This window comes from Pseudomonas pudica (assembly GCF_015680405.1).
GTDB classification, from domain to species: domain Bacteria; phylum Pseudomonadota; class Gammaproteobacteria; order Pseudomonadales; family Pseudomonadaceae; genus Aquipseudomonas; species Aquipseudomonas pudica.
The window spans coordinates 117,146-138,288 of record NZ_JADLJS010000009.1; the positions used below are offsets into that span (position 1 = coordinate 117,146).

The following is a 21,143-nucleotide window of genomic DNA, read 5'->3' on the forward strand; positions in this document are numbered from 1 at the left end:
GCTTAATCCTGTTTGTCCTTGATCGCTTTGAGTAAAGCATCGATTTCACCGCGCCGGCCTTGGTCGGCCAGCTCCCGCCCGGGCCGGGGCGGTGCTTGCAACGCCTTTTGCAGGGCGGCGCGGGCTTCGTCGTAGCGGTTCTGCCGGTACAGGTGGTCAGCCCAGAAGTAATTGCTGTCGATACCGTCGGGGTTGATCACCAGCGCCTGGCGCAGCATGGCCTCGGCCTTGGCCTGGTCACCGAAGCTCAGCGGCCAGCCGGGCACCTGGTCGTACAGCGCGCCCAGGCTGGTGTAGGCCGAACCTTGCAGAGCCTTGGGGTCAACGGCCAGGGCCTTTTCCAGGCTGGCGCGGGCAGCCTTGACCTTGCCCAGCGCCCCCAACCCGCCGGTGGCACCGGCCCAGCTGCTGTTGACGATGCCGTCCCAGATCAGCGGCTCGGCCGAGCCCGGCTGCTGGCGCACCAACGCCGCCGACTGTACCGCCAGGGCCTCGAACGCCCCGGCACGTTCGGCTTCGGGCAGGTTGTAGCGAATCACCGCCCAGCGCTGCTGGATGGCATTGAGTTGCTGGGTACCATTCTGGTCGAGGGCCCAGGTGAACGGGGCGATGGCCAGCAGACTGGCCAGAATCAGACGTTTCATTTGCTCGACTCCTTGCTGTGCCAGGCGCTGTAGCGACGGATCAGCGGCAGTTGCTTGCGCAAGGCGCGATCAACCACGCCCGGCAGCATGCCGTTAAGGCGCACGAAGAGTTTTTCCGGCCAGCCCAGGTACAGTTCGCTACGCTCGGCCTGTACTGCGTCGAGCACCGCCCGGGCGACATCCTGAGGGTCATCGACGCCCACCTTCAACGCCTGGTTCAGGGCCTGCGCGGCGCTACTGTTCATCGTCGTGCGGGTGGTGCGCGGTGCGGCATACAGCACGTTCACCGAAGTGTCGGCAAGCTCGCGGCGCAATGCCTCGGAGAACCCGCGCAAGGCAAACTTGCTGGCGCAGTACGTGGCATAACCGGGGTAGCCGATGGAGCCGTAGATCGACCCCACGTTCACCACCAGTGCACTGGGCTGCGCGCGCAGCAACGGCAGGCACAGGCGGGTGAGCTGCACGGCGGCCTTGATGTTGAGGTCGAACAACTCGTCCAGGGCGGCCTCGTCCATCTGTTCGAGCAGGGCGAAGCGGTTGACCCCGGCAGCATTGATCAACAGGTTGCAACTGCCCATGTCCCGCGCTGCCTCCAGCACTTCACGGCGGCCTTCGGCGCAGCGCAGGTCGGCCTGCTGCCAGCGCAATTGCCCGGGGTAGCGCGCCATCAGTTCCGCCAGCTTGCCCTGCTGCCGGCTGACCGCCAGTACGCGGGCCCCGGCACTGCAAAGCTGGTCCGCCAGCTCCAGGCCGATGCCACCGCTGGCGCCGGTGAGCACCGCCACGCAATCAGGCAAGCGCATGCTGTACCTCCTGCTTTGCGGCACGCGGCAGCCCTTCGAACATGGCGGTGTACAGGCGGTACACCACTTTGGCAGCGTGGATTACCGCCTGCTGGTCCTCGGGCTGGTCCAGGCGGTTCATCAGGCCACGGTAGGTGGCCATGTGGTCCTGGTCCAGGGCGCCATGGGAACTCAGGTAGCTGAATGCCTGGTCCGGCAGGCCCAGGCTGCCCTGCAGGGCACCGGCAGCCTGGGTGGCCAGGGCAATGCTGGTGCCTTCGAGCACGTTGACCATGCCGAACAGCCCGACCGGGTTGCCACGGGCAATCTGGTCGTAGAGAAAGGCCACCATCAGCTCGATAGGCAATGCCGGGCAGCCGCCCGCCACCTTGTGTGGGTCGCCACCACAGGCGGCGATGTCATCGAGAATCCAGCGCTCATGGCCGTATTCCTCCTCGATGTACTCGCACACCGCGCCGCGCAGCCACTCCAGCCGAGCCGGCAAACGGGCTCCGCAGGCCATCATCAAGGGTACGGTGTGGCGCACGTGGTGGTAAGCCTGGGTCAGAAAGGCCACATAGGCCTCGAGGCTGGCCTTGCCGGCCAGCGCGTCGCGGATGACCGGAACACTGAACAATGCCGTACGCTCGTCGGCGGTTTCCTGCTGCAGCGTATCGAAGAAAAGCATGGCAAACCTCGTGGGTCATTGAAGGTCGGATAACAAGGACTGGTAACACCGCAGGATCTGTTCGCGGCGTGGCCGGCCGTTGGCGGTAAGGGTTTGCCCGGCGGCACTCAAGGGTTCGGGCAGGCGCCGCCAGGCATGCACCCGGGCATAGTCCGGCAGGCCGGCATTGGCCTGACGGATGGCCTGCTCGAGGGTGTGGTCGTCAGCCTGCGGGTCCAGCGGCCAGATCAGCGCCAGGTTGTGTGCCAGGCCTTCGCCGTGGACAAATGCCTGGGCGATCACCCCGCCCTGGGTCAGTTCGGCCTCGACCCACTCGGGGTTGACGTTGCGCCCGAAGCTGGTGCTGTACTGGTGCTTCTTGCGCCCGGCCAGGTACAGGAAGCCGTCGCTGTCGAAGTGGCCCAAGTCACCAGTCGGCAACCACGGCTCTTCGAAGGGTGGCTCGCCCAGGTAGCCGAGCAACGCCGAACCGGCCACCTGCACTTCGCCGTCCTCGGCAACGCGCACCTGCACATGCGGCAGCGGCCGCCCGACACTGCCCGCGCGGTGCGCCCCAGGGCGATTGAGGCAGACCACCGAGGCACATTCGGACAAGCCATAGCCCTCGAACACCGGCAGCCCGACGGCCTCGGCCCGGGCCAGCAGGCTCGGCGCCACCCGCGCGCCGCCTACCGCCACGAAGCGCAACGGGCCGACCCGCATCAGGCCGCGCTCGATGGCGGTGACCAACCCAAGCAGCAATTGCGGCACCAGGATCAGGCTTTCGGCACCACTCAAGGCGATGGCGCCCAGCAATTGCTTGAAGTCGACCTGGCTGGCACCGCGAAAACCCAGTTGCGCCTGCGGGTACAGGGCAATGCTCGCCCCGGCCAGCAGGGCTGCGTACAGGCCCAGGTTTTCCAACAGCACCGCCATGGGCAATACCGCCAGGTACTTGCCTGGTGCCGTGGGCCGGCTGGCGGCCTCCAGTTCAAGCGCTACCCGCAGCATGGCATCAGCGCTCAGGCATACGCCCTTGGGTGCACCGGTGCTACCGGAGGTGTAGGTAACCTTCGCGGTGCCCGGGGGCAAGGGTGCGGCCGCTGGCAGCTGCCGGCTCCAGAAGCGCTCACCGCTAGTGAAGCCGCTGGCATGCAAGTCGTCAGCGAAGGCGTCGTCGGCCAGCGCCAGTACCGCCCCGCTCTGTGCCAGGCAGTGGCGGCGCTGGGCGCTGCTGAAGAACGCCGGCAGGATGACGATGGGGCGCGCCGCGAACAGCGCCGCCAGGTCCCAGAACAGCGCCTCGGGGCCGTTCTCCAGGGCCAAAGCGAAGGTGCCCGGTGGCTGCACGCTCAACCAGGCCTGGCGCTGCTCGACCTCGTCCAGCAACTGTTGATACGTGAACGGCCCACCAAGGCCCAGCAACGCCGGTTGCGCCCCTCGTTGGCGGGCATGCAGTTGCAACACATCGCTGAACAGCTGGCATTCACGCGGCATGGCCGGCCTCCTGCACGCTCGCGGGCAAGCCCAGCCGCTCGAACACGCCGCCGCGGGCCAGGGCTGCATGGCCGTAGTCGATGTTGCCGACGAACACTTGCGGGTGCTGCGCGTAGTAGCTGCCCCAACTGTCGGCATCGCCGTTCAGCCGGCCAGGGTCGGCCACGGCCAACGCCGTGGGCACCAGGCCCAGGCGATGAAAGCTGTTGACCAGCGTCGCGGCACCGGTGAAGGCCACCCACTGCAAGCCGCGGGCGGCCAGCAACCAGGTCACGGCAATGATCATGATCCGCGCGCTGCCGGCGCTGAGCGCAGCCAGGTTGCCCACTTCGACCAACTGCGCACGCCTCACCGGGCTGGCCGACAGCCGGGTCACAGCCGCTTCCAGCGGTTCATCCAGGTAACGCTCGATGAAGGTCGGGCCACTGCTGGCCAGGCGTATGCCGGCAGCGGCCATCAGGCGCCCGTGGCTGTCATGCAGGCCGAGCAGTTCAGGCAGATAGTGCTGCACATCGGCGTGGTGCGCGCAGGCAAAGCGGGCGTGAATGAACTGTTCCAGCTCGTCACGCCCCGGCGCCCCCGGGTGTTTCAGCGTCATGTAGGCAAGGCGATCGCCGTGGCTGCCGATAGCCAGTGGAAACAGGCTGGCGCTGTCTGCCTGGGTCATGGCTGTCCCCCTTTCAAGTCAGGTCCAGGGGGCAGTATCAGGGGGCAATCTGAAGCCAATCTGAAGTGCTACATTTGCCATTGCCCTCATGCGCACCAACAAGGAAAACAGATGCGCCACGAATTCAGCGAAGTGCTCAACGACCTGGTCGACTACTTTCTGCTCGGCGATATCCAGTTGCTCGAGCGCTTCAAGCAACAACATGAACTGCCCGACGACCTGGCCCATGCGTTCACCCACGGCGACAGCGGCGACCAGGCGGTGCGCGAAGGGATTGTGCTGCCACTGGCCGGGGTCGATAACCTGCCCTACCGCATCCTGTTCACCCTGGACAACCATACCCCGGCCCTGCGCGAACCCGGCAGCCGCCTCAAGCACCGCCGTAATGGCTATGTGCTGCAGGTCGAGCACGGTGCGCTGATGCTGTACACCTGGCGCATCCTGCAGCACTTCACGCCCAAGACGCTGGGTGACCTGATGGCGCGCTACCAGGTACCCGGACGGCCGATCATCGAGCTGGACAATGGCTGGTATGACGTGGAGGTGCTGGCGGGTGCGCTGGTGCGGGACGGGCTGTACGAGCCGGCGTTCGAGTTCGTGTTGAAGAAGCGCTGGAGCCGGGGTGAGGCTGCCGGAGTGGATACCGGGTATGCCTTTGGCTTGCGTGGCTATTTCGACTGATGGGTTGACTGTGCCGGCCTCTTCGCGGGTGAACCCGCTCCCACAGGTACCTCACTGCCCTCAGGCACAGTGGTATCCCTGTGGGAGCGGGCATGCCCGCGAAGAGGCCGTTACAGGCAGCCTCAAACTTCAAGTGTGGTTGATATCACGGTCCTTGGTCTCCGGCAGGAAGAAGATCCCCAGCACCGCCGTCATCACCGCAATCACGATCGGGTACCACAAGCCGTAATAGATATCCCCGGTCGCCGCCACCATGGCAAACGCCACGGTCGGCAGGAAGCCGCCGAACCAGCCGTTGCCGATATGGTAAGGCAGCGACATCGAGGTGTAGCGGATACGCGCCGGGAACAGCTCCACCAGCCAGGCCGCGATCGGCCCGTAGACCATGGTCACGTAGATCACCAGAATGGTCAGCAGCAACAGCACCATCGGGTAGTGGATCTTCGCCGGGTCGGCCTTTTCCGGGTAGCCAGCCTCTTTCAACGCCCCGCTCAAGGTCGCGGTAAAGGCGTCGCTCTGTGCCTTGAAGTCCGCTGCCGCCAGGCTGCTGCCATCAAAACTTGGCAGTACCCGTTCACCAATGCGGATCTGCGCCACGCTGCCGGGTTCGGCCGCTTCGTTGGTATAGGGGATGGCCCGCTTGGCCAGCAAGCTCTTGGCGATGTCGCACGAGCTTGTGAATTTGGCCTTGCCCACCGGGTCGAACTGGAACGCGCACTGGGCAGGGTCTGCCATCACCACCACCGGATTCTGCTCCTGGGCGACGAACACATCCGGGTTACCGTACTGGGTCAGCGCCTTGAAGATCGGGAAGTAGGTCAGCGCGGCGATGATGCAACCGGCCATGATGATTTTCTTGCGGCCGATGCGGTCGGACAGGCTGCCGAAGAAGATGAAGAACGGCGTGCCGATCAGCAGCGAACCGGCGATCAGCAGGTTGGCGGTCTGCGGCTCGATCTTGAGCATCTGCAACAGGAAGAACAGCGCATAGAACTGCCCGGTGTACCACACCACGGCCTGGCCGGCGGTGCCGCCCAGCAGCGACATGATCACCACCTTGAGGTTGTCCCAGCGGGCGAACGATTCGGTCAGTGGCGCCTTGGACGCCTTGCCCTCGGCCTTCATCTTCATGAACACCGGCGACTCGTTGAGCTGCATGCGGATGTATACCGAAATCGCCAGCAGCAATATCGACAGCAGGAACGGCACCCGCCAGCCCCAGGCCTCGAACACCTCGTTACCCATCGCCGTGCGGCAGGCCATGATCACCAGCAGCGAGAGGAACAGCCCCAGGGTGGCCGTGGTCTGGATCCAGGCAGTGAAGAAGCCGCGCCGGCCTTTGGGTGCATGTTCGGCCACATAGGTGGCCGCGCCGCCGTATTCGCCACCCAATGCCAGGCCCTGCAGCAGGCGCAGGCTGATGAGGATGATCGGCGCGGCCACGCCGATCGTGGCATAGCTGGGTAGCAGGCCCACCACAGCGGTGGACAGGCCCATGATGACGATGGTGATGAGGAAGGTGTACTTGCGCCCGATCATGTCACCCAGGCGGCCGAACACGATGGCGCCGAATGGCCGTACGGCAAAGCCGGCGGCAAAGGCCAGCAAGGCGAAGATGAACGAGGTGGTTTCATTGACCCCGGCAAAGAAGTGCTTGGCGATGATCGCCGCCAGGGAGCCGTACAGGTAGAAGTCGTACCATTCGAATACCGTGCCCAGGGACGAGGCGAAAATGACCTTGCGCTCCTCCCGGGTGATACCGCGTTGGGGCGCGCTGCCCGTGGATGTGCTGTCGAGAACCGCCATGGGGTGCCTCCGTCTTGTCGTCATTCAGGCCGGGAGCACCTCATGTCATTTACACCATCGCACCCAGGCCCTGGGGGCTTGCTTTGGATATGCGAAGCACGACGAGGCAGGCCGCCTCGGATCGCAGCAAGGTAACTGAAGCATAATAGGCTTTGGCGGGATATCCACTTGGCTTACACGGCCCCTGCAGGACCGCGCCAGCCTGGAGAGAGCCACAGCTTGCCTTGTGCGTTATCGACCCAGTGCTCGGGGGTGTGCAGGTTACTCATGGGGCCTTGGTTGCCGGTACCGACCCTTTCAGCTCGACCTGGTTGCCATCGGGGTCGTAGCAGTACAGCGACAGCCCCTCACCCTCGGCGCCATAGCGCTTTTCGGCAGGTTCTACTTCAACTCCCGCGGCTTGCAGGTAGGCCGTAAGTGCCGCCTCGTCGAACGGCTCGATGCGCAGGCAGAAATGGTGCAGATTGCGCCCCTCGGCCCCAGGAGCCGCCCCACCAGGCTGCCCCAGGGGGCCGTCTAGGGTTACCAGGTCGATCATCGCCGTGCCCGTGGCCAGGTGGACCATGCCCAGGTCTTCGCGCACGCGGCTGACCGTGCAGCCGAGCAGTTCGGTGTAGAAGGCGACGCTGCGCTCCAGGTCGCTGACCCGCAGGACGAGATGGTCGATATGCTTGATGGCGAATGGTCGCATGCCAAGGCTCCTTGTGGCCGGTGGATTCCTGAGGCTCACCACCATAGCCCACGCGCGCATGGCATGGCCATATGCAGTTACTCGTTTACCAACCGTTGCAGCACGCCCCCTTCATGGCGAGCCAGGATGCGCAGCAGTTGGTCGACCAGCGCCCGGTCCGGCGCATCCAGGTGGAAGTGGTGCCCGCCCGGATGCCAGGAGATCTTCGCCTGGATGGGCAAGGCCGCCTGGCGGCGGGTAAAGGCTTCACCGGTGAATGCCCCCTGGCGGCCGAACAGCAGGTACAACGGGCAACGGATCTGCCTGAGCAAATCGCAGGCTTCGCGCTCGGTCAGCGGCATGGGTTCGGGCAGCACCAGCCGTGGGTCGTGGCGCCAGCAATAGCCCTCGCCCAGCTGCAGCAGGTCACGCATTGCCAACAGCCGTGCCGCCTCTTCCGACAGCTCGGTGTCCAGGCGCTCGCGGCGTTGTTCCAACGCCGTGTCCAGGTCCTCGAAACGGTCGACGTCCGGCTCGGCAAAACCCTGCAGCTGGCTGCGCTGCACCATGCGCTTGAGCCGGTAGGCCCGGGCCAGGTGCTGCACGCGGTCATCCTCGGCCACCGTGAACGGTGCGCCCATGCCGTCGAGGAAGGTCATGCTGGCAATACCGCTGGTCATCGCTGCCAGCAGCGACGCCACCCCGGTGCCCATGCCATGGGCCAGTACATGGAATTGCGCCAGGCCCAGGCTGTCGGTCACCGCCAGCATGTCCTGGGCATGTTCCCACAGGTAGTAGCCACTGTCGTGGCGGCGGTGGTCCGAGCGGCCGTGGCCGACCAGGTCGGGGGCCACCACGAAGCAGCCGTCCAGCATCGGTGCCAGGCGCTCGAACGAGGCGGCGTTGTCCAGCCAGCCATGCAGGGCCAGCACCGGGATGCCATCCTCCGCCCCCCAGGTCCGTACCGCTATTTCAATACCGTCGAGGTCCAGCAGGTGATCCTTGGGACTGCACAGCGAATGCATCGTAGTTCTCCCTGATAGAACGCCGGCCCATGGCCAGGCATCACATGACATCGGCCCATACCCCACACGCCGGCATCATCCACACGACATGCCTACCCCATGTCTTGCTCCACCATCTCCCAACGACCCTGCCCGCGCTGCTCCCCTACCGACGCTCTCGTGCACAGGACCGACCTGTGCATCCAACTAAATACCACCGCATGCCGAGGTGAAACCTGTCGACTGGCGCCTCCATTGACCACGAGTATCGAGCATGACCAGCAAACCCATGCCTTTCCATCAGGCCCAGATTGTCCGTAACCTGCCTACCTGGTGCCGAACGATGCACCCCGACCATACCCGCCGCATCGTGCAGCGCGTGCGCAAGGACTACCTCGACGAAAACGGCTCGCCTTACACCTGGTACGCTGCTGCCAGCGACGAAGACCAGGCGCATGTGCGGCAGCTGATCAGCGCCCGTGATGCCGCGTTCAAATCGCTGCGAATCTTGCTCGAGGACTTCAGGCAGATCAGCGAATTCTGCAAGCCTTTGCTCGAGAGCCGGTTGGGCCCCGATATCAAAGCGGACAAGGCCCAATACCTGCACCAGCCGTTCAAGGTGTACACCAAGCTGGAAAATGCCCCCAGCCTCGATTTTTCGCTCGGCGGTGACGATACGTACATCAAGCGCCCCGAAGGGCCGCCACAGAAGCGCTCGCTGCTGGAGGCCGCACTGCACAATTTCGAAGGGCCCGACGAAGTGGGCCCGTTCGACACCCTGACTCTTGGCCCGGACAACGACGCCTCGCTTCCCGGGCTCGAGCCCGAAGCGTTCGTCAGCCTTTGCCGCAGCCTGGACCTGGGCCAGCAGTATCAAGACCACTTGCAGAGCATTTATGAAGGCCCGAGAAAGGCCGCGATCGAACAGCAGTGGATCGATGCAAGCCAGCAGGCGCTGAAAACCGAGACAATGATCGCTTACCTCAAGAACCTGGTAACGCTCAAAGGTCACGATGCCTTGGTACAGCTATGCGACAACGAAAGCACGCCGCGTTACGGCGAACACAAGCTTCACTGCTGGCGCTTCAGCCTGTTCGGCATCCCGCTTCATGGCGTACTGCTGACAGGCCCTGATGAAGCCGACCAGATCAATCCGTGCATGCTCTACATTCCCCACGATACCGAACACCCGGTGAGGGAGTTTGCTTCTTTGCAAAAGGCCGGCTCATTCATGCGTCAACGTCTGGTGCAAACCACGTTTCGCCAGCACTTGATCAGCTTCGCTGACCAGGACAACCAGGACGAGCTCAGCCGCAAGCTCGAAAATGCCCTGTTCAAGCACGACGCCTCCACACGCAAACCCAGGGACAAGCCTGAGCTGCACTTCAAACGAACGCGCCTGGCCCTTCCTGTCTGGCAGGTGCTTTACAGGGACCACAAGCGCCGCGTAAAGGCGACTGCCAGAACGATTGCGGTACCGACCGCCGCTGCCGACGCCAAGGCACGCAAGGAGCGCCTGCAGCACTGGCTGGACGCAGGCATGAACATACTGAACGTGGCCGCCTTCTTCGTGCCTGGGCTGGATGCCGCGATGCTTGGGGTATTTGCCTACGACCTCATGAATTCGGTGTTCACCGGGTTCGAAGCCTGGGAAGAAGGCGATACCCAGGAAGCGCTGCAACAACTCGAGTCACTTGCCGTCAATGCCGCCGTGATTGCCGGTTTCGCCGTCGGCAGCAAGGCGCTCAAGGCATCAGGGTTCGTCGATGCGCTGGAAAGCGTCTGGAAAGATGGCCGCGAAAGGCTTTGGCACCCTGACATGGGTCCCTACAGCACTTCGAGCTCGTTGCCGGTGGGTGTGCAGAAAAACGCCCAAGGGCTCTACGTCATCGATGGCAAAACCCATGTTTGGCTTCAAGGCACCCTGTATGAGGTGTTCGAAACCGACGGTCAGTGGCATGTGCGCCACCCGAACGCCCCGGATGCGTACACTCCGGCCTTGCACTACCTCGGCGACCAGCGCTGGCAGCTGGCCCACGACAACCCGCTCGAATGGGACGAATCGCAGCTGCTCGAAGGGCTGGGCCAGTTCGCCCAGGGGCTGGAGGCATCGGAGCAACTTGCCGCCTTGCGCATTACCGAAGTCGACGCAGACACCTTGCGTCGCAGCCAGGTCACCGGCTCGCGGCCGCCGGCTCTGCTGGCCGATACCTTGCTGCGCCTGCGACTGGCTGACGACATGGATGGCATCATCACCAAGGTACGCCATGGCCAGCCTTTGGCTGCACATATGAACTTCGCGCTGCCGGAACTGGTACAGCTGCCTGGCTGGCCCGCGAACTACAGGCTGAAAGTCTTCACCGGTGCCGAAAAATGGGGGGACGCAGTCTACTTCGGTGCGCAGCCAAAAGCCGACACGCTGCAGATCGAGATCGGCCGCACAGAACTTGACGAAGGCGGACTGAGCCAGGTTGTCCTGGCGCAGATGGACGAAGATGTCATACAGCAACTGCTACCCGATATACCAGCAGAGCAGCGCCCGGGCGCCCTGAACGAGCTACTGGCCAACCACCTGAAAGCGCGTCGTCGCGAAGTCTACGCGAGCATGCTGGAAAGCCATCGACTACCGCTTGGCGACGAAGCACAGACTTTGGGCCGCCAATTCCCCGGTTTGCCCGACAATGCCCTTCAAGAGCTGGTCGCGCATACCGACAATGCCGAACGCGAACGCCTGAAGAGTGGGCGCGTGCCCTTGCGCGTGGCTGAAGAAGCCCGCTACCTGCAAGCCCGCGCCCGCCTCGATCGTGCCCTGACCGGCCTGTACCGACCAGCCCTGGCCAATGCCGACAGCCAACTACTGCGTGACGCATTGGTAACCGAACAGCCGCAGGCGAATGACGCCGAACTGTTCGCCAGCGCACTCGCCGACCGCTCGGGCTGCGCCGTGCTGCTTGGCCAGCAACCAATCAAGCCAGGCTTTCGCTCGCCCATGCGCCTGGCACATGGGCGATTCGGTTACCCGCTCAGTGGACGGGGCCCAGGCCCTCTTGACGAAAGCGCCGCGACACGCCGACTCAAGTCATTGTTTCCCTCACTGAACAACAACCAGATCAGAGCCCTGCGGAACGAACTGAGCCAGACCGGTGACCTGGGCGCGGCAGTACGGCAACTGCAGGCAGAGTGGCAAGATCTGAAACGCTATCTGGAGACCTGGTACCTGACCCCACCCGACATCAGCGAGCGCTTCGAGCGACAACGATGCGCCGAGCGCCTCAAGGATGCCTGGCGGCGAGAGGGCCCCGGCAACCTGGGCACGCTCGTTCTGGAGCGAATGGGGTTACGTGAGTTGCCAGCGATCACTGCCAGCCTGCCTCACATCCGTGAGCTCAAGCTGAACGAATTGCAACTGCAACGACTGGACAGGGCGTTCCTGTCACGCTTCCCCAACCTGCAAGTGCTGGAAGTGACCAACAACCGGGGAATCAACGCGCAAGCGCTGTTCCAGGCACTTGAAGCGGTACCCAGGCTGCGCTCCCTGGACCTGACCAACAACACCCTTGCTGCCCTCTCACCCACCGCACAGCGAGTGCTGGCAGCGATGCCAGACCTGCGCCAGCTGAACCTGCGGTACAACCAGCTGACACTGGATCAAGCGTCATTGACGTTCCTCTGCAGCCGTCCACTGGATGTCCTCAAGCTGGGGCACAATCGCATCACGCTCGATGAAAACCTCGCCATGCGCTTCCAGGACATGATCCATCCGCAGCAACTGGACCTGGACTTCAACCCGCTGCAGCATGCGCCTGATGTGCGCTACATGGCGCGGCTGCAGCGCCTGAACCTGTCCAACGCTGATCTGCAGGCATTTCCCACTGGCCTGACCACCCTGATGAACCAGACACAGTACCAGTTGCGCTACCTGGACCTCTCATTCAACCGCATTCACCATGTTCCGGACCTGGCAAGCATCCTGCGCAGCCCCTATGCGCGGGACGTTGCCGCCCGTTTGCCCGAGCGCCGCTGGCTGTTCAACTACAACGATCTGGAAGCCGAATCGGCCAGACGTCTACGAGCCAGCGGCGTCAATATCTTCGAGCACACGCCGGAACGGCCGGAATGGCAAGGGTTCTGGCGCGATTCCGCGACCGACCATCAGGAGCAACTGTGGTCCGACCTGTTCGATCAGAACGACAATGGCGACCTGCAAGCGGTGTTGGAGCGCCTGACCCAATCGCGAGAAGCGCAAAGGGATCCGGAGGGCCTGCGTGCGCGAGTATGGGAGCTGTTGGAGCACGCCCATGGGGACACGGCGCTGCGCGAGCGTTTGAACGAGGTGGCGCAAACCTTCCCGCCAACTTGTGGTGATGCCGGCGCCGAAGCGTTCAGCGCCCTGGAAGTGGAGTTGCTGGCCAATCAGGTGTCTGGGTGGGCACACGACACGGCCAAGCCGCTGCTCGACCTTTACCGCAAGCTGTACCGTCGCGAGAAAGTCAACGAACTGGCCGATCGCATCAGCCTGCAACGCAGTTTGCGCAAGCGGGCGCTGCAGGACCATGCCGGTCAGTTACCGGACCGTCACGTGCTGGATGTCGCGGCGGCGTTCCCCGATGCGGACCTGGCCACAGGCCTGGTCGACGATATAGAAGTGCGCCTGGCATTGCGCCAGTCCTTGAGCGAGGACCTCGACTTCCCCGAACCCAGCAGCGACATGCTCTATCGCGATGCCGCAAGGATCAACCAGCAAATCATCGACAACGTGCGCGATGCCGTGGTCGAACTCGATGCCGACACCGCTGCCCGACAGCAGTGGACAAGCGAACAGCCGGTCTGGGTTGACTATCTCAAGCGCCAGTATGCCAGCCAGTTCGAAGCCATTACCGACTTCTGGCGCCCAGGCCTCGATTACCTCTTTTATTGCCTGGATGAAAGCCAGGAGCCGATCACTCACCTGGACAACGCGATCATAGGTGCATTGGCCCCGCAAATGCCTACCTCTGCGCTGGACGAAAACGGCACGCTACGTCGGGTTCCCCTCAATGAGGAAGCCTATGTCAAGGCTACGAACGCCCTGACCCAGGCACAGCAGGAGGTGGAAGCCGGGCTACTGCTGAGCCTTACCCGGCAAGCGGACATCCTCGATGCCTGAACGCTGATCAATGACCCCGCAGGTCTTCGAAGAAGGCCTGCCGCCCATCCACCTGGCTCGACGCACGCGGCGCTGCCGCCGCCTCTGCGTTGGCCGCCTCCACATGCCAATAGCAGTGCCTGACCGCGCGGGTTACCGCCACATAGGCCAGGCGCTGCACCTCTTCTTTCTGTGCGGTATCGAACGGCTGGGCATCACCGGCCTTGCCCAGCCCGGCCTGGCGATACACCTGGTTCTTGTAGGGCGAACTGGTCAAGTACTGGCAGTCGCCCAGCATGAACACTGCATCGGCCTGCAAGCCCTTGGCACTGTGGTAGGTCAACTGGCGCAGCCGGCGCTGCTCGGTCGGCAACGCCGCCTCGGCGTGCAGCACGCCTTGCAGGTGCTCGTTCATCAGCGCCCTGTCGCTGCCCTTGCGGTACAGCATCATCACTGTCTCGCCACGCTGGTAGTGCTCGAGCAGCGTTTCACCCAGGGCAGCTTCGTCTCGGTCGAACACCTTGACCGGCGAACCTGGCAGCTCGGCCGCCGGGCCGCTGGCCCGAGCTTTCTTTCCGGCAATCGCCGGGGTGCCCTTGACCAAGTGTTCGGCCGCGTCGATAACCTGCTGCTGGCAACGGTAGTTGTCGACCAGCATCACACGGGTGTTGGCCGGCGACGGGAAGGCCTTGGTGAACTCCATGAAGTATTTGGGCGAACTGCCACGCCAGCCGTAGATCGACTGCCAGTCATCGCCCACGCACAGCAGTGACGAGTGCTGGGCATGGCGCCCGGTGTGCATCGCCGGCCCGCGACGACGGATCTCGGCGAGGCTGGCACGCAGCCAGCTGACAATCTGCGGTGACACATCCTGGAACTCGTCGATCATCAGGTGCGCCAGCGGCCGCAGCAACGGGTCGGGCAGCAGCTGCAGGTTTTCCGGGTTGTTCTCGCCGAACAAGGCGAACATGCGGTTGTAGCTCATCACTGGCGGCGACTGGTCCAGCAGGTGCGCCTCGAGGGCCTTCCAGTACAGAGCCAGGGCCTCGAAGAACAGTGCATCGCTGTCGCCGGACGGGAAACTCATCGCCGCCACGGCAGTATTCACTTCCAGGCCGAGGTTCTCGATGAAATTCGCCGCACCGACAAAGGCATCGAGCAGCGGCGCCGGGGCCAGCTCGCCCTTGACCTTGTATTCGAAACCGGGGCCGGCCACGGCATCACCGGCCAGCGAAGCCGCCAGGCGCCGGGCCATGGCGTAGTTGTCGAGCCAGATCAGCGGCTGGTCGCAGAAGGCCTGCAACAGGGTGCGCTTGACCGCCCACTCGGCGCGCACTGTCAGCTTGGCACCAGGGCGCTGATACTGCGCGCTTTCCGCCGGGTCGAAGCCGAGCACGAGCAAAGGCCCCTGGCCGGCCAGGCGGCCATGTACATGGAAGCGGCTGCCACGGATCTGGATGGTCTCGCGGCAGGGTTCGATGCCCTTGATCGGCCAGGCGCCGGCGGCGAACCACAGGTCTTCGATCACGTCACACAGTTCTTCGTCGCGCTGGGCAGCCAGTTGTGTTACCTGGGCGCGCTTCTGCACTTCGGGATTGTTCGGGTCCAGCGGCTTCAGTTGCAGGGCTTCGCTGCGCAACAGGCCGACCAGCTCGGCAAAACGCGGGCTCTCGCCCAGCAGGGTGCTATAGCACTGGTTCAACTGCTGGCGCTGGGCATCGTTCAGGCGCAGGTCGAACGGGTTGCTCTCGGCTTCGGCCTCACGCCCGGCCGGCATCTCGTTGCCCAGCGTTTCGAAGGCGCGCACCTGGCCAAAGCCCGGCAGGCTGCGCACCAGCGGCAGGATGCGCGAATGGAACGTGCGCACCAGCTCGCGGGCCTGCAGCGGTTGCAGGTTGATCTGCCACAGGGCGAACACTTGCAGCAGGCGCTTGATGAAGTCCTTGCGCGACTCGCGGGTGAAGGTGACCACGGTCATCGCATCCAGCTCGTAGCCCAGGTAGTGGCGCAACAGCAGGATGCGCAGCACCAGCGAGGTGGACTTGCCCGCCCCGGCCCCTGCCACCACGCAGGTGGATGGCGTGTCGCTGAAAATCAGCTTCCATTGGGCGGCACTGGGTTGCGCCTCGGCGGGCAGGCGCTGGGCGACATCGGCCTTGAAGCGCTTTTTCAGCTCGGCAGTCAGCGGCAGGCGCCAGTCATCGAACAGGTTGTCATCCCGGCCCGGCACCGCGGCGGTGTCGGGCCGGGTATCGCGGATCACCAAAACCTGGCGCCCGGCCTCGTAACCTTCCACCCGCCCGCGTTCGTACCCTTCACGCACGCCATCGGCATGGCCACTGCGCTGGCCGCTGACATGGCCGAGGAACCAGGAGTCGCGGTGCTGGGCCTGCAAGCGGGTCAGGCCACGCCCCAGCAGGCGGGCCGCCAGGCGGCGAAACCAGGGCAGCTGGGCAGGAGGGGCAAGGTCGGCGGGGGCCTGGGGTTGCTCGTGGGCCACGGTCACTCCGTTGAAAAACAAAAACAGCGGGCATGTTCGCCGCATCGACAAAAAATCGCCAGCGAATGCATGCAAATCAGTGGATTAGGCGATGAAACGGATAAAACACGCCATGGCAACAAATCTATTTTACTGATTATTTTAAGCCGATATTTACGCTTATTTTCGATGCTTCTTTGACGCATCATGGCCTCATTCCACTGATTCAAGGAGCACGACCATGCTGCAACTGCGACCGTTCGAAAGCCTCGGCCACGCCAACCACGGCTGGCTCGATGCCCACCATCATTTCTCGTTTGCCGAGTACTACGACCCGGCGCGCATGCACTGGGGCAACCTGCGGGTGTGGAACGACGACCTGATCGCCGCCGGCAGCGGCTTCCCGCCGCACCCGCACCGCGACATGGAAATCATCACCTATGTGCGTGAAGGCGCTATCAGCCACCAGGACAGCCTGGGAAACAAAGGCCGTACCGAAGCCGGTGACGTGCAGGTGATGAGCGCCGGCACTGGCATCGTGCATAGCGAGTACAACCTGGAAGACGTCGACACGCGTATTTTCCAGATCTGGATCGTGCCGGAGCGCACCGGCGAAGCACCGCAATGGGGTACCCGGCCGTTCCCCAAAGGTGAGCGTGGCGAAGGCTTCGTAACCCTGGCCAGCGGCCGTGCGGGCGATGAGGACAGCCTGCAGATCCGCACCGATGCGCGGTTGGTGGCTGCCACCCTGCGGGCCGGTGAAACTGCCGAGTACCGCTTCGATACCGCTCGCCGGGGTTACCTGGTGCCAGCCAAGGGGCTGGTGGAGGTCAACGGGCTGCGTGCCAAGGCGCGCGATGGCGTGGCGATCGAGCAGGAGGAGGTGCTGCGGGTTACCGCCATCGAGGACAGCGAGATCGTACTGGTGGATGTGGCCTGATGGATCGGGCCAGTTCAGGCTGCCTTGTATTGCCTGTGCTGGCCTCATCGCCGGCAAGCCAGCTAACACAGGAACCATGCAGGCCTGAAAATTGATGTAAGGCCTGTATGGTCCCTGTGGGGGCTGGCTTGCCGTGGCACGAACCGCGGCGATGGGCTGCACAGCAGCCCCTTTTCAGAAGGGCAAGGTCAGCTTCAACCAGTAGGCATCACCCTGTGCGCGGTTGCGCACTCCGGTTTCCTTCGACCATTTCGCCGTCACGAACCAGCCATCCTTGCCGCTGTACTTGATTGACGGGCCAACGGCAAAGCTGCGCCCTTTGTTGTCGTCGATGCGCTCGCCATCCTGATTGTCGTCTGTCGTCTGCCGGTAGTAATACCCCCCTACCCCCAGCACCCAACCATTCCCAAGCCCCCAACCCACGGCATAGTCCACATGAAATTCCTGGCCCGAGCGGTAATCGGTGGCCGGGTTGCGGCGATTGAAGTCGTACATCACCTTGGCATCCAGATTGAGCCCGGCCGGGTCGACATAGCTCATCGCATACACCGGCTCGAACACCCAGTAGTTGCGCCCGGGATTGGCCAGGTCATTCTTGTCGTAGCGGCCGGTGGGGGCAATCATGTCGAAAGCCAGGATGCTGTGGAACTTGTCGCTGTGGTGAAAGCCCAGCGCCGGGCCGAAGATCACGTCGCCCAGGCCGCTGTTGCGCTGCGACTGACCATTGAGCGACACCTTGACGTCCACCAGCGGCACGATCGCATGCAGCGCCAGGCTGGCGCCCAGCACCGTGTAGTCACTCACCCAGATCAGCCGCGGCACGATGGCGTTGGCGCGCACGCGAAAGTCCACCGGCAGCTTGCGCCCGTCGTTGCCACGCAGGTTGTCGGCTTCGTAATGGTTGACGAACAGCTGGCCATAGAAGCCCGGCGGCGGCATGGCGCCGGACATGTAGTTTTCGGCACCCAGCGGGTACGAGGTGCCGCCCCCTTCGGTGGCATGGGACAGGTTGGCAGCGCCAAACAACGAGGCGCACACGGCAAGGCGAAGCAGGTTCGCTAGGGTCGGGTTCATCGGGTCAACCTTTGTTGTTGTTATCGGTCGGGTGCACGCAGGCCCCCCGCAGGTCAGGGAGCCGGGCAGCACAGGGTTCAGATGCGCTTGAACAGGGCCGAACGCTGGCCGTCGGCGGCACCGTCTGCGGCGCTGTAGAAGCGCTCCATGAAGATGTCGCGCTCGAACAGGCGCCCCTGCATCAGGCAAGTGATGGCCGCATCGATCATCGGTGGCGGGCCGCAAAGGTAGGCCTTGTGGCCGTTGAAACGGCCCTCGAAATGCTGCCTGGCCGCGTCGTGCACGTAGCCGCGCACACCTTGCCACTGCACGTCCTCGGCGGCCTGGCTGAGGGCCGGCACGTAGCTGAAATTGGCATGCCGGGTAGCCAGCGCCTCGAACAGCTCGCGGTTGTACAGCTCGGCACGGGTGCGGGCGCCCTGGAACAGGGTGATGCGCCGGGTGTCGCCACGCGCCAGCAGGTCGAGGATCATCGACTGCGGGCTGGACAGCCCCGAACCACCAGCGATGAAAATCAGGTCCCCCGGCTGCGAGCTGCGCACGAAGAACTGCCCGTAAGGGCCGGACAGCTCCAGTGCGTCGCCCACCTTGAGCTGCCGGTGGATGTGCCCGGTAGCCACGCCGCCTTCCACCAGGCGCACATGCAGCTCCAACTCGTCGGCCTGCTGCGGCGGGTTGGCCAGGGAGAACGCCCGGGTGCCTTCAATGCCCGGCAGTAGCAGGTTCACGTACTGCCCGGCCTGGAAGGCCATCGGCCGGTCGAGCTTGAGGTGAACACCGCGGATGGTCGGCGACAATTCCACAAGCCGGGTGACCACGGCGCGGTAGTCCTGCACCGGCAGGCCGGCGAAGTCCGGGTCGACATCGATGTCGGCTTCGATCACCAGGTCGCTCTGCGGGATGGCACAACAGGCCAGCACCTTGCCCTCGTCGCGCTCCATGTCCATCAGCGCAAATGACGAGGCCCCCCCCAGGTCGACTTCGCCTTCGAGCACCTGACACTTGCAGGTGGCACAGGTGCCGTGGCCGCAGGCAAACGGCAGCCACACGCCTTGGCGCAGGGCGGCCTCGAGGATAGTCTGGCCCTCCTCCACTTCAATCTGTTCGCCGGTTGGTTCGATGGTGACTTGGTAGCTCATGGCAGCATTCCTCAGTTATGGCTGCCGCCCAGGCCTTCGAGGCCAGGGGTATGCAGGTGCAGCAGGCTTTTGTGGGCGATACCGTTGGCGGCCAGGCCACAGGCCAGGTCAGGGCTGAACGGCTGCTCGTCCAGGCGCCAGCGCGCCACGGTAAAGTCGACCCGGGCGGCATCCGGGTGCAGGGCAATGGCCGGCTTGACTACCTGCTCGATGAAGGCGGCGAAGGGTTGCGCCGGGTCCACCGGCAGGGTGAAGGGTGCGCAGAACAGCAAGTGGTTTTCCCAGCACAGGTACACCAGCTGGGCGCCGTGGAAGTTGGCCTGGCGGTCCAGGGGTTGGGCAGTGTAGGTGCCGATGGCGGTCACGGGCATGGCAATGTTCCTCTTGTTCTTGTCGGAACCAGGGCGCAGCAACGGCGCCCTGGCGCTTCAGTGGCTCAGCCGGCCTGGCGCTCGGTGCCCTGCACGGCCTGCCAGCGCTGCTGTTCGGGTGAGCCCTGATACTCGAAGTTGTCCTGCCCGGGGGCGATGTTGTAGTAGTCGCGCACCACTGCCTCGACATCACCGCCACCGCAGTTGCCCTGCAGGATCTGGTGCACCGGCAGCCAGGCCTGCACGTACTTTTCCGGTTCGAAGGCGAAGATGTCGCAGCAGCCATCGGAGCAGAAGTGGTAACGCTCGCCTTCATGCACCAGGCTGCGGTGGCTCAGCTGCGTGGGCGCATCCGGCTCGGTAAAGGCCAGCGGAATCTGGCACACCTGGCACAGCATCGGCAGCGTCGGGTTGTAGAAGCGCTCGCCGCGCGCTTGCAGTTCGCGCCAGTGCTCGTAGCGTGGCCGGTAATAGCGGTCGAAGGTGTCCGGGTACTTGGCCGACAGCCAGTCCAGTTCCTCGTCGGTGGGGATCCAGGTGTGAAAGTTGGTGGCCTGGCTGTATTGGTAGAAGATCGACCAGGCCTGGTGGCTGATGTGTTCCTTGCCGATGGTGGTCTGCTCTACATACTTCGGCGGGCGAATGCCGTAGCGTTCCAGGTCCTTGAACAGCGCGCCGCCGGCCTGCTCGAAGTACACCTCCCAGGCTTCGGCCCAGGACATCACCTTGTTCGGCAGCATGTAGTCCATCATCATCCCGACCAGGGTCAGCAACCGATAGCCACGCCAGAACCACTTGTCGATCCAGCGCTGCACGATGGGCACGTTGTCCTCGTGCTGTTCCAGCAGGAACTTGATCACCTCCAGGCCCAGGGTCATGTGCCTGGCCTCGTCGGACTGCGCCGAGAAGCCAAAGGTGACCGTGGCCATGTCGCCATTGAACGCCGCGCCCGACATGAACGGCACGAACAGCAGGTTGGTCAGCACGTACTCGAACGAGAACGAAATGGCAGTGAGGAACTCGAACGGCCCAGCCGTGCGCGCATCCTCGAAGAACGACTTGGGCACCGACAGGAACCACACCCGGTCGTGCATGTGGGCAAAGTCATGCAGGCCGTTGAAGTGCTTGTTGTAGTGGCTCATGGCGTGCACCTGGGTCTGCACGTGGCGCAGTTCGTCGATGGCCTGCATCTGGCAGGCCACCCGCGCACCGGCGCCGCCAAAGTGCCGGCCCACCCGGGCAAAGCCTTGGTAGGCCTGGTACTCCAGGGGCGTGACACCGCTCAGGAACAACTTCAGGGCATTGACGTAACGGGCGTCGGAGATGTTCTGGTGGCCGTTGTTCTGGGCAAAGGCATCGAAGATGGCGTACAGCTTCTTCTCTTTTTCGGCCTGGTATTTCCAGTAGGCGTCCATGGTCAGGCGGAACGGGTCTTCCCACTTGTCCCAGTCGGTGATCTTGATACCTTCGAACCGCTCGTAGGGGTAGATGGCGTCCTTGCTCTGGTAGCTCGGCTCCCAGCCCAGGTCTCGGGTCAGGCAGCGGTACTTGTCTTTCTGGTTGAGGCGCTTGGCGGCCATGGTGGTCTCCGGGTTCT

At 63.9% G+C, this 21,143-nt stretch carries 16 protein-coding genes; 3 read left to right on the top strand and 13 right to left on the bottom strand.

Annotated features, from left to right (window positions below; all coding sequences use genetic code 11):
* Nucleotides 1–2 precede the first annotated feature (2 nt).
* From IRZ77_RS09735 to IRZ77_RS09755, 5 genes are read right to left on the bottom strand one after another with little or no spacing between them, the layout of a single operon-like run.
* Nucleotides 3–644 carry a tetratricopeptide repeat protein gene (locus IRZ77_RS09735; RefSeq protein ID WP_046613978.1) on the bottom strand — a complete coding sequence of 214 codons (642 nt, stop codon included), beginning with the start codon at nt 642–644 and terminating at the stop codon, nt 3–5.
* The gene (locus tag IRZ77_RS09740; protein ID WP_046613979.1) at nt 641–1,447 is read right to left on the bottom strand and encodes an SDR family oxidoreductase; all 807 of its coding nucleotides are present in this window, start codon (nt 1,445–1,447) and stop codon (nt 641–643) included. Before IRZ77_RS09740 ends, IRZ77_RS09735 begins: the two co-directional genes overlap by 4 nt.
* A complete protein-coding gene (locus tag IRZ77_RS09745) occupies nt 1,434–2,114 on the bottom strand; it encodes a TenA family transcriptional regulator (RefSeq protein ID WP_196173430.1) in 681 nt (226 codons plus the stop codon). Before IRZ77_RS09745 ends, IRZ77_RS09740 begins: the two co-directional genes overlap by 14 nt.
* A 15-nt stretch (nt 2,115–2,129) precedes the next feature.
* Nucleotides 2,130–3,590, bottom strand: coding sequence for an AMP-binding protein (locus IRZ77_RS09750; RefSeq protein ID WP_196173432.1), 1,461 nt, complete (start codon nt 3,588–3,590; stop codon nt 2,130–2,132).
* Nucleotides 3,580–4,257 (bottom strand): thermostable hemolysin, encoded by a 678-nt coding sequence (locus IRZ77_RS09755; RefSeq protein ID WP_196173434.1) that lies wholly within the window; start codon nt 4,255–4,257, stop codon nt 3,580–3,582. The genes IRZ77_RS09750 and IRZ77_RS09755 overlap by 11 nt, the downstream gene beginning before the upstream one ends.
* A 111-nt stretch (nt 4,258–4,368) precedes the next feature.
* Here IRZ77_RS09755 and IRZ77_RS09760 point away from each other — a divergent pair, with 111 nt between their 5' ends.
* A complete protein-coding gene (locus IRZ77_RS09760; RefSeq protein WP_023662794.1) occupies nt 4,369–4,938 on the top strand; it encodes a hypothetical protein in 570 nt (189 codons plus the stop codon).
* A 129-nt stretch (nt 4,939–5,067) separates the two neighbouring features.
* Here IRZ77_RS09760 and IRZ77_RS09765 read toward each other — a convergent pair whose 3' ends face one another.
* The 3 genes from IRZ77_RS09765 to IRZ77_RS09775 form a co-directional block, all read right to left on the bottom strand.
* On the bottom strand, nt 5,068–6,744 hold the full coding sequence (locus IRZ77_RS09765; protein WP_046613983.1) for an MFS transporter: 1,677 nt from the start codon (nt 6,742–6,744) through the stop codon (nt 5,068–5,070).
* Nucleotides 6,745–7,009: 265 nt separating this feature from the next.
* Entirely contained in the window at nt 7,010–7,435 is a 426-nt protein-coding gene (locus tag IRZ77_RS09770; RefSeq protein WP_196173435.1) for a VOC family protein, read from the bottom strand.
* A gap of 77 nt (nt 7,436–7,512) precedes the next feature.
* Nucleotides 7,513–8,439 carry an alpha/beta fold hydrolase gene (locus IRZ77_RS09775; protein WP_046613985.1) on the bottom strand — a complete coding sequence of 309 codons (927 nt, stop codon included), beginning with the start codon at nt 8,437–8,439 and terminating at the stop codon, nt 7,513–7,515.
* A 253-nt stretch (nt 8,440–8,692) separates the two neighbouring features.
* Here IRZ77_RS09775 and IRZ77_RS09780 point away from each other — a divergent pair, with 253 nt between their 5' ends.
* Complete coding sequence (locus IRZ77_RS09780) at nt 8,693–13,564, top strand: NEL-type E3 ubiquitin ligase domain-containing protein (RefSeq protein WP_328314035.1); 4,872 nt, start codon at nt 8,693–8,695, stop codon at nt 13,562–13,564.
* Nucleotides 13,565–13,571: 7 nt separating this feature from the next.
* Here the strand turns inward: IRZ77_RS09780 and IRZ77_RS09785 are convergent, their stop codons facing one another.
* On the bottom strand, nt 13,572–16,088 hold the full coding sequence (locus IRZ77_RS09785) for a UvrD-helicase domain-containing protein (RefSeq protein WP_196173436.1): 2,517 nt from the start codon (nt 16,086–16,088) through the stop codon (nt 13,572–13,574).
* A gap of 175 nt (nt 16,089–16,263) precedes the next feature.
* Here IRZ77_RS09785 and IRZ77_RS09790 point away from each other — a divergent pair, with 175 nt between their 5' ends.
* Entirely contained in the window at nt 16,264–16,962 is a 699-nt protein-coding gene (locus IRZ77_RS09790; protein ID WP_013972071.1) for a pirin family protein, read from the top strand.
* 174 nt (nt 16,963–17,136) lie between these two features.
* Here IRZ77_RS09790 and IRZ77_RS09795 read toward each other — a convergent pair whose 3' ends face one another.
* The 4 genes from IRZ77_RS09795 to IRZ77_RS09810 form a co-directional block, all read right to left on the bottom strand.
* Nucleotides 17,137–18,036 (bottom strand): SphA family protein, encoded by a 900-nt coding sequence (locus IRZ77_RS09795; protein WP_085601343.1) that lies wholly within the window; start codon nt 18,034–18,036, stop codon nt 17,137–17,139.
* A 77-nt stretch (nt 18,037–18,113) separates the two neighbouring features.
* Complete coding sequence (locus tag IRZ77_RS09800) at nt 18,114–19,175, bottom strand: NADH:ubiquinone reductase (Na(+)-transporting) subunit F (protein WP_108480583.1); 1,062 nt, start codon at nt 19,173–19,175, stop codon at nt 18,114–18,116.
* An 11-nt stretch (nt 19,176–19,186) separates the two neighbouring features.
* Nucleotides 19,187–19,546, bottom strand: coding sequence for a phenol hydroxylase subunit P4 (locus IRZ77_RS09805; protein ID WP_108480584.1), 360 nt, complete (start codon nt 19,544–19,546; stop codon nt 19,187–19,189).
* 65 nt (nt 19,547–19,611) lie between these two features.
* Nucleotides 19,612–21,126, bottom strand: coding sequence for an aromatic/alkene/methane monooxygenase hydroxylase/oxygenase subunit alpha (locus IRZ77_RS09810; RefSeq protein WP_063913723.1), 1,515 nt, complete (start codon nt 21,124–21,126; stop codon nt 19,612–19,614).
* Between the last annotated feature and the right edge of the window lie 17 nt (nt 21,127–21,143).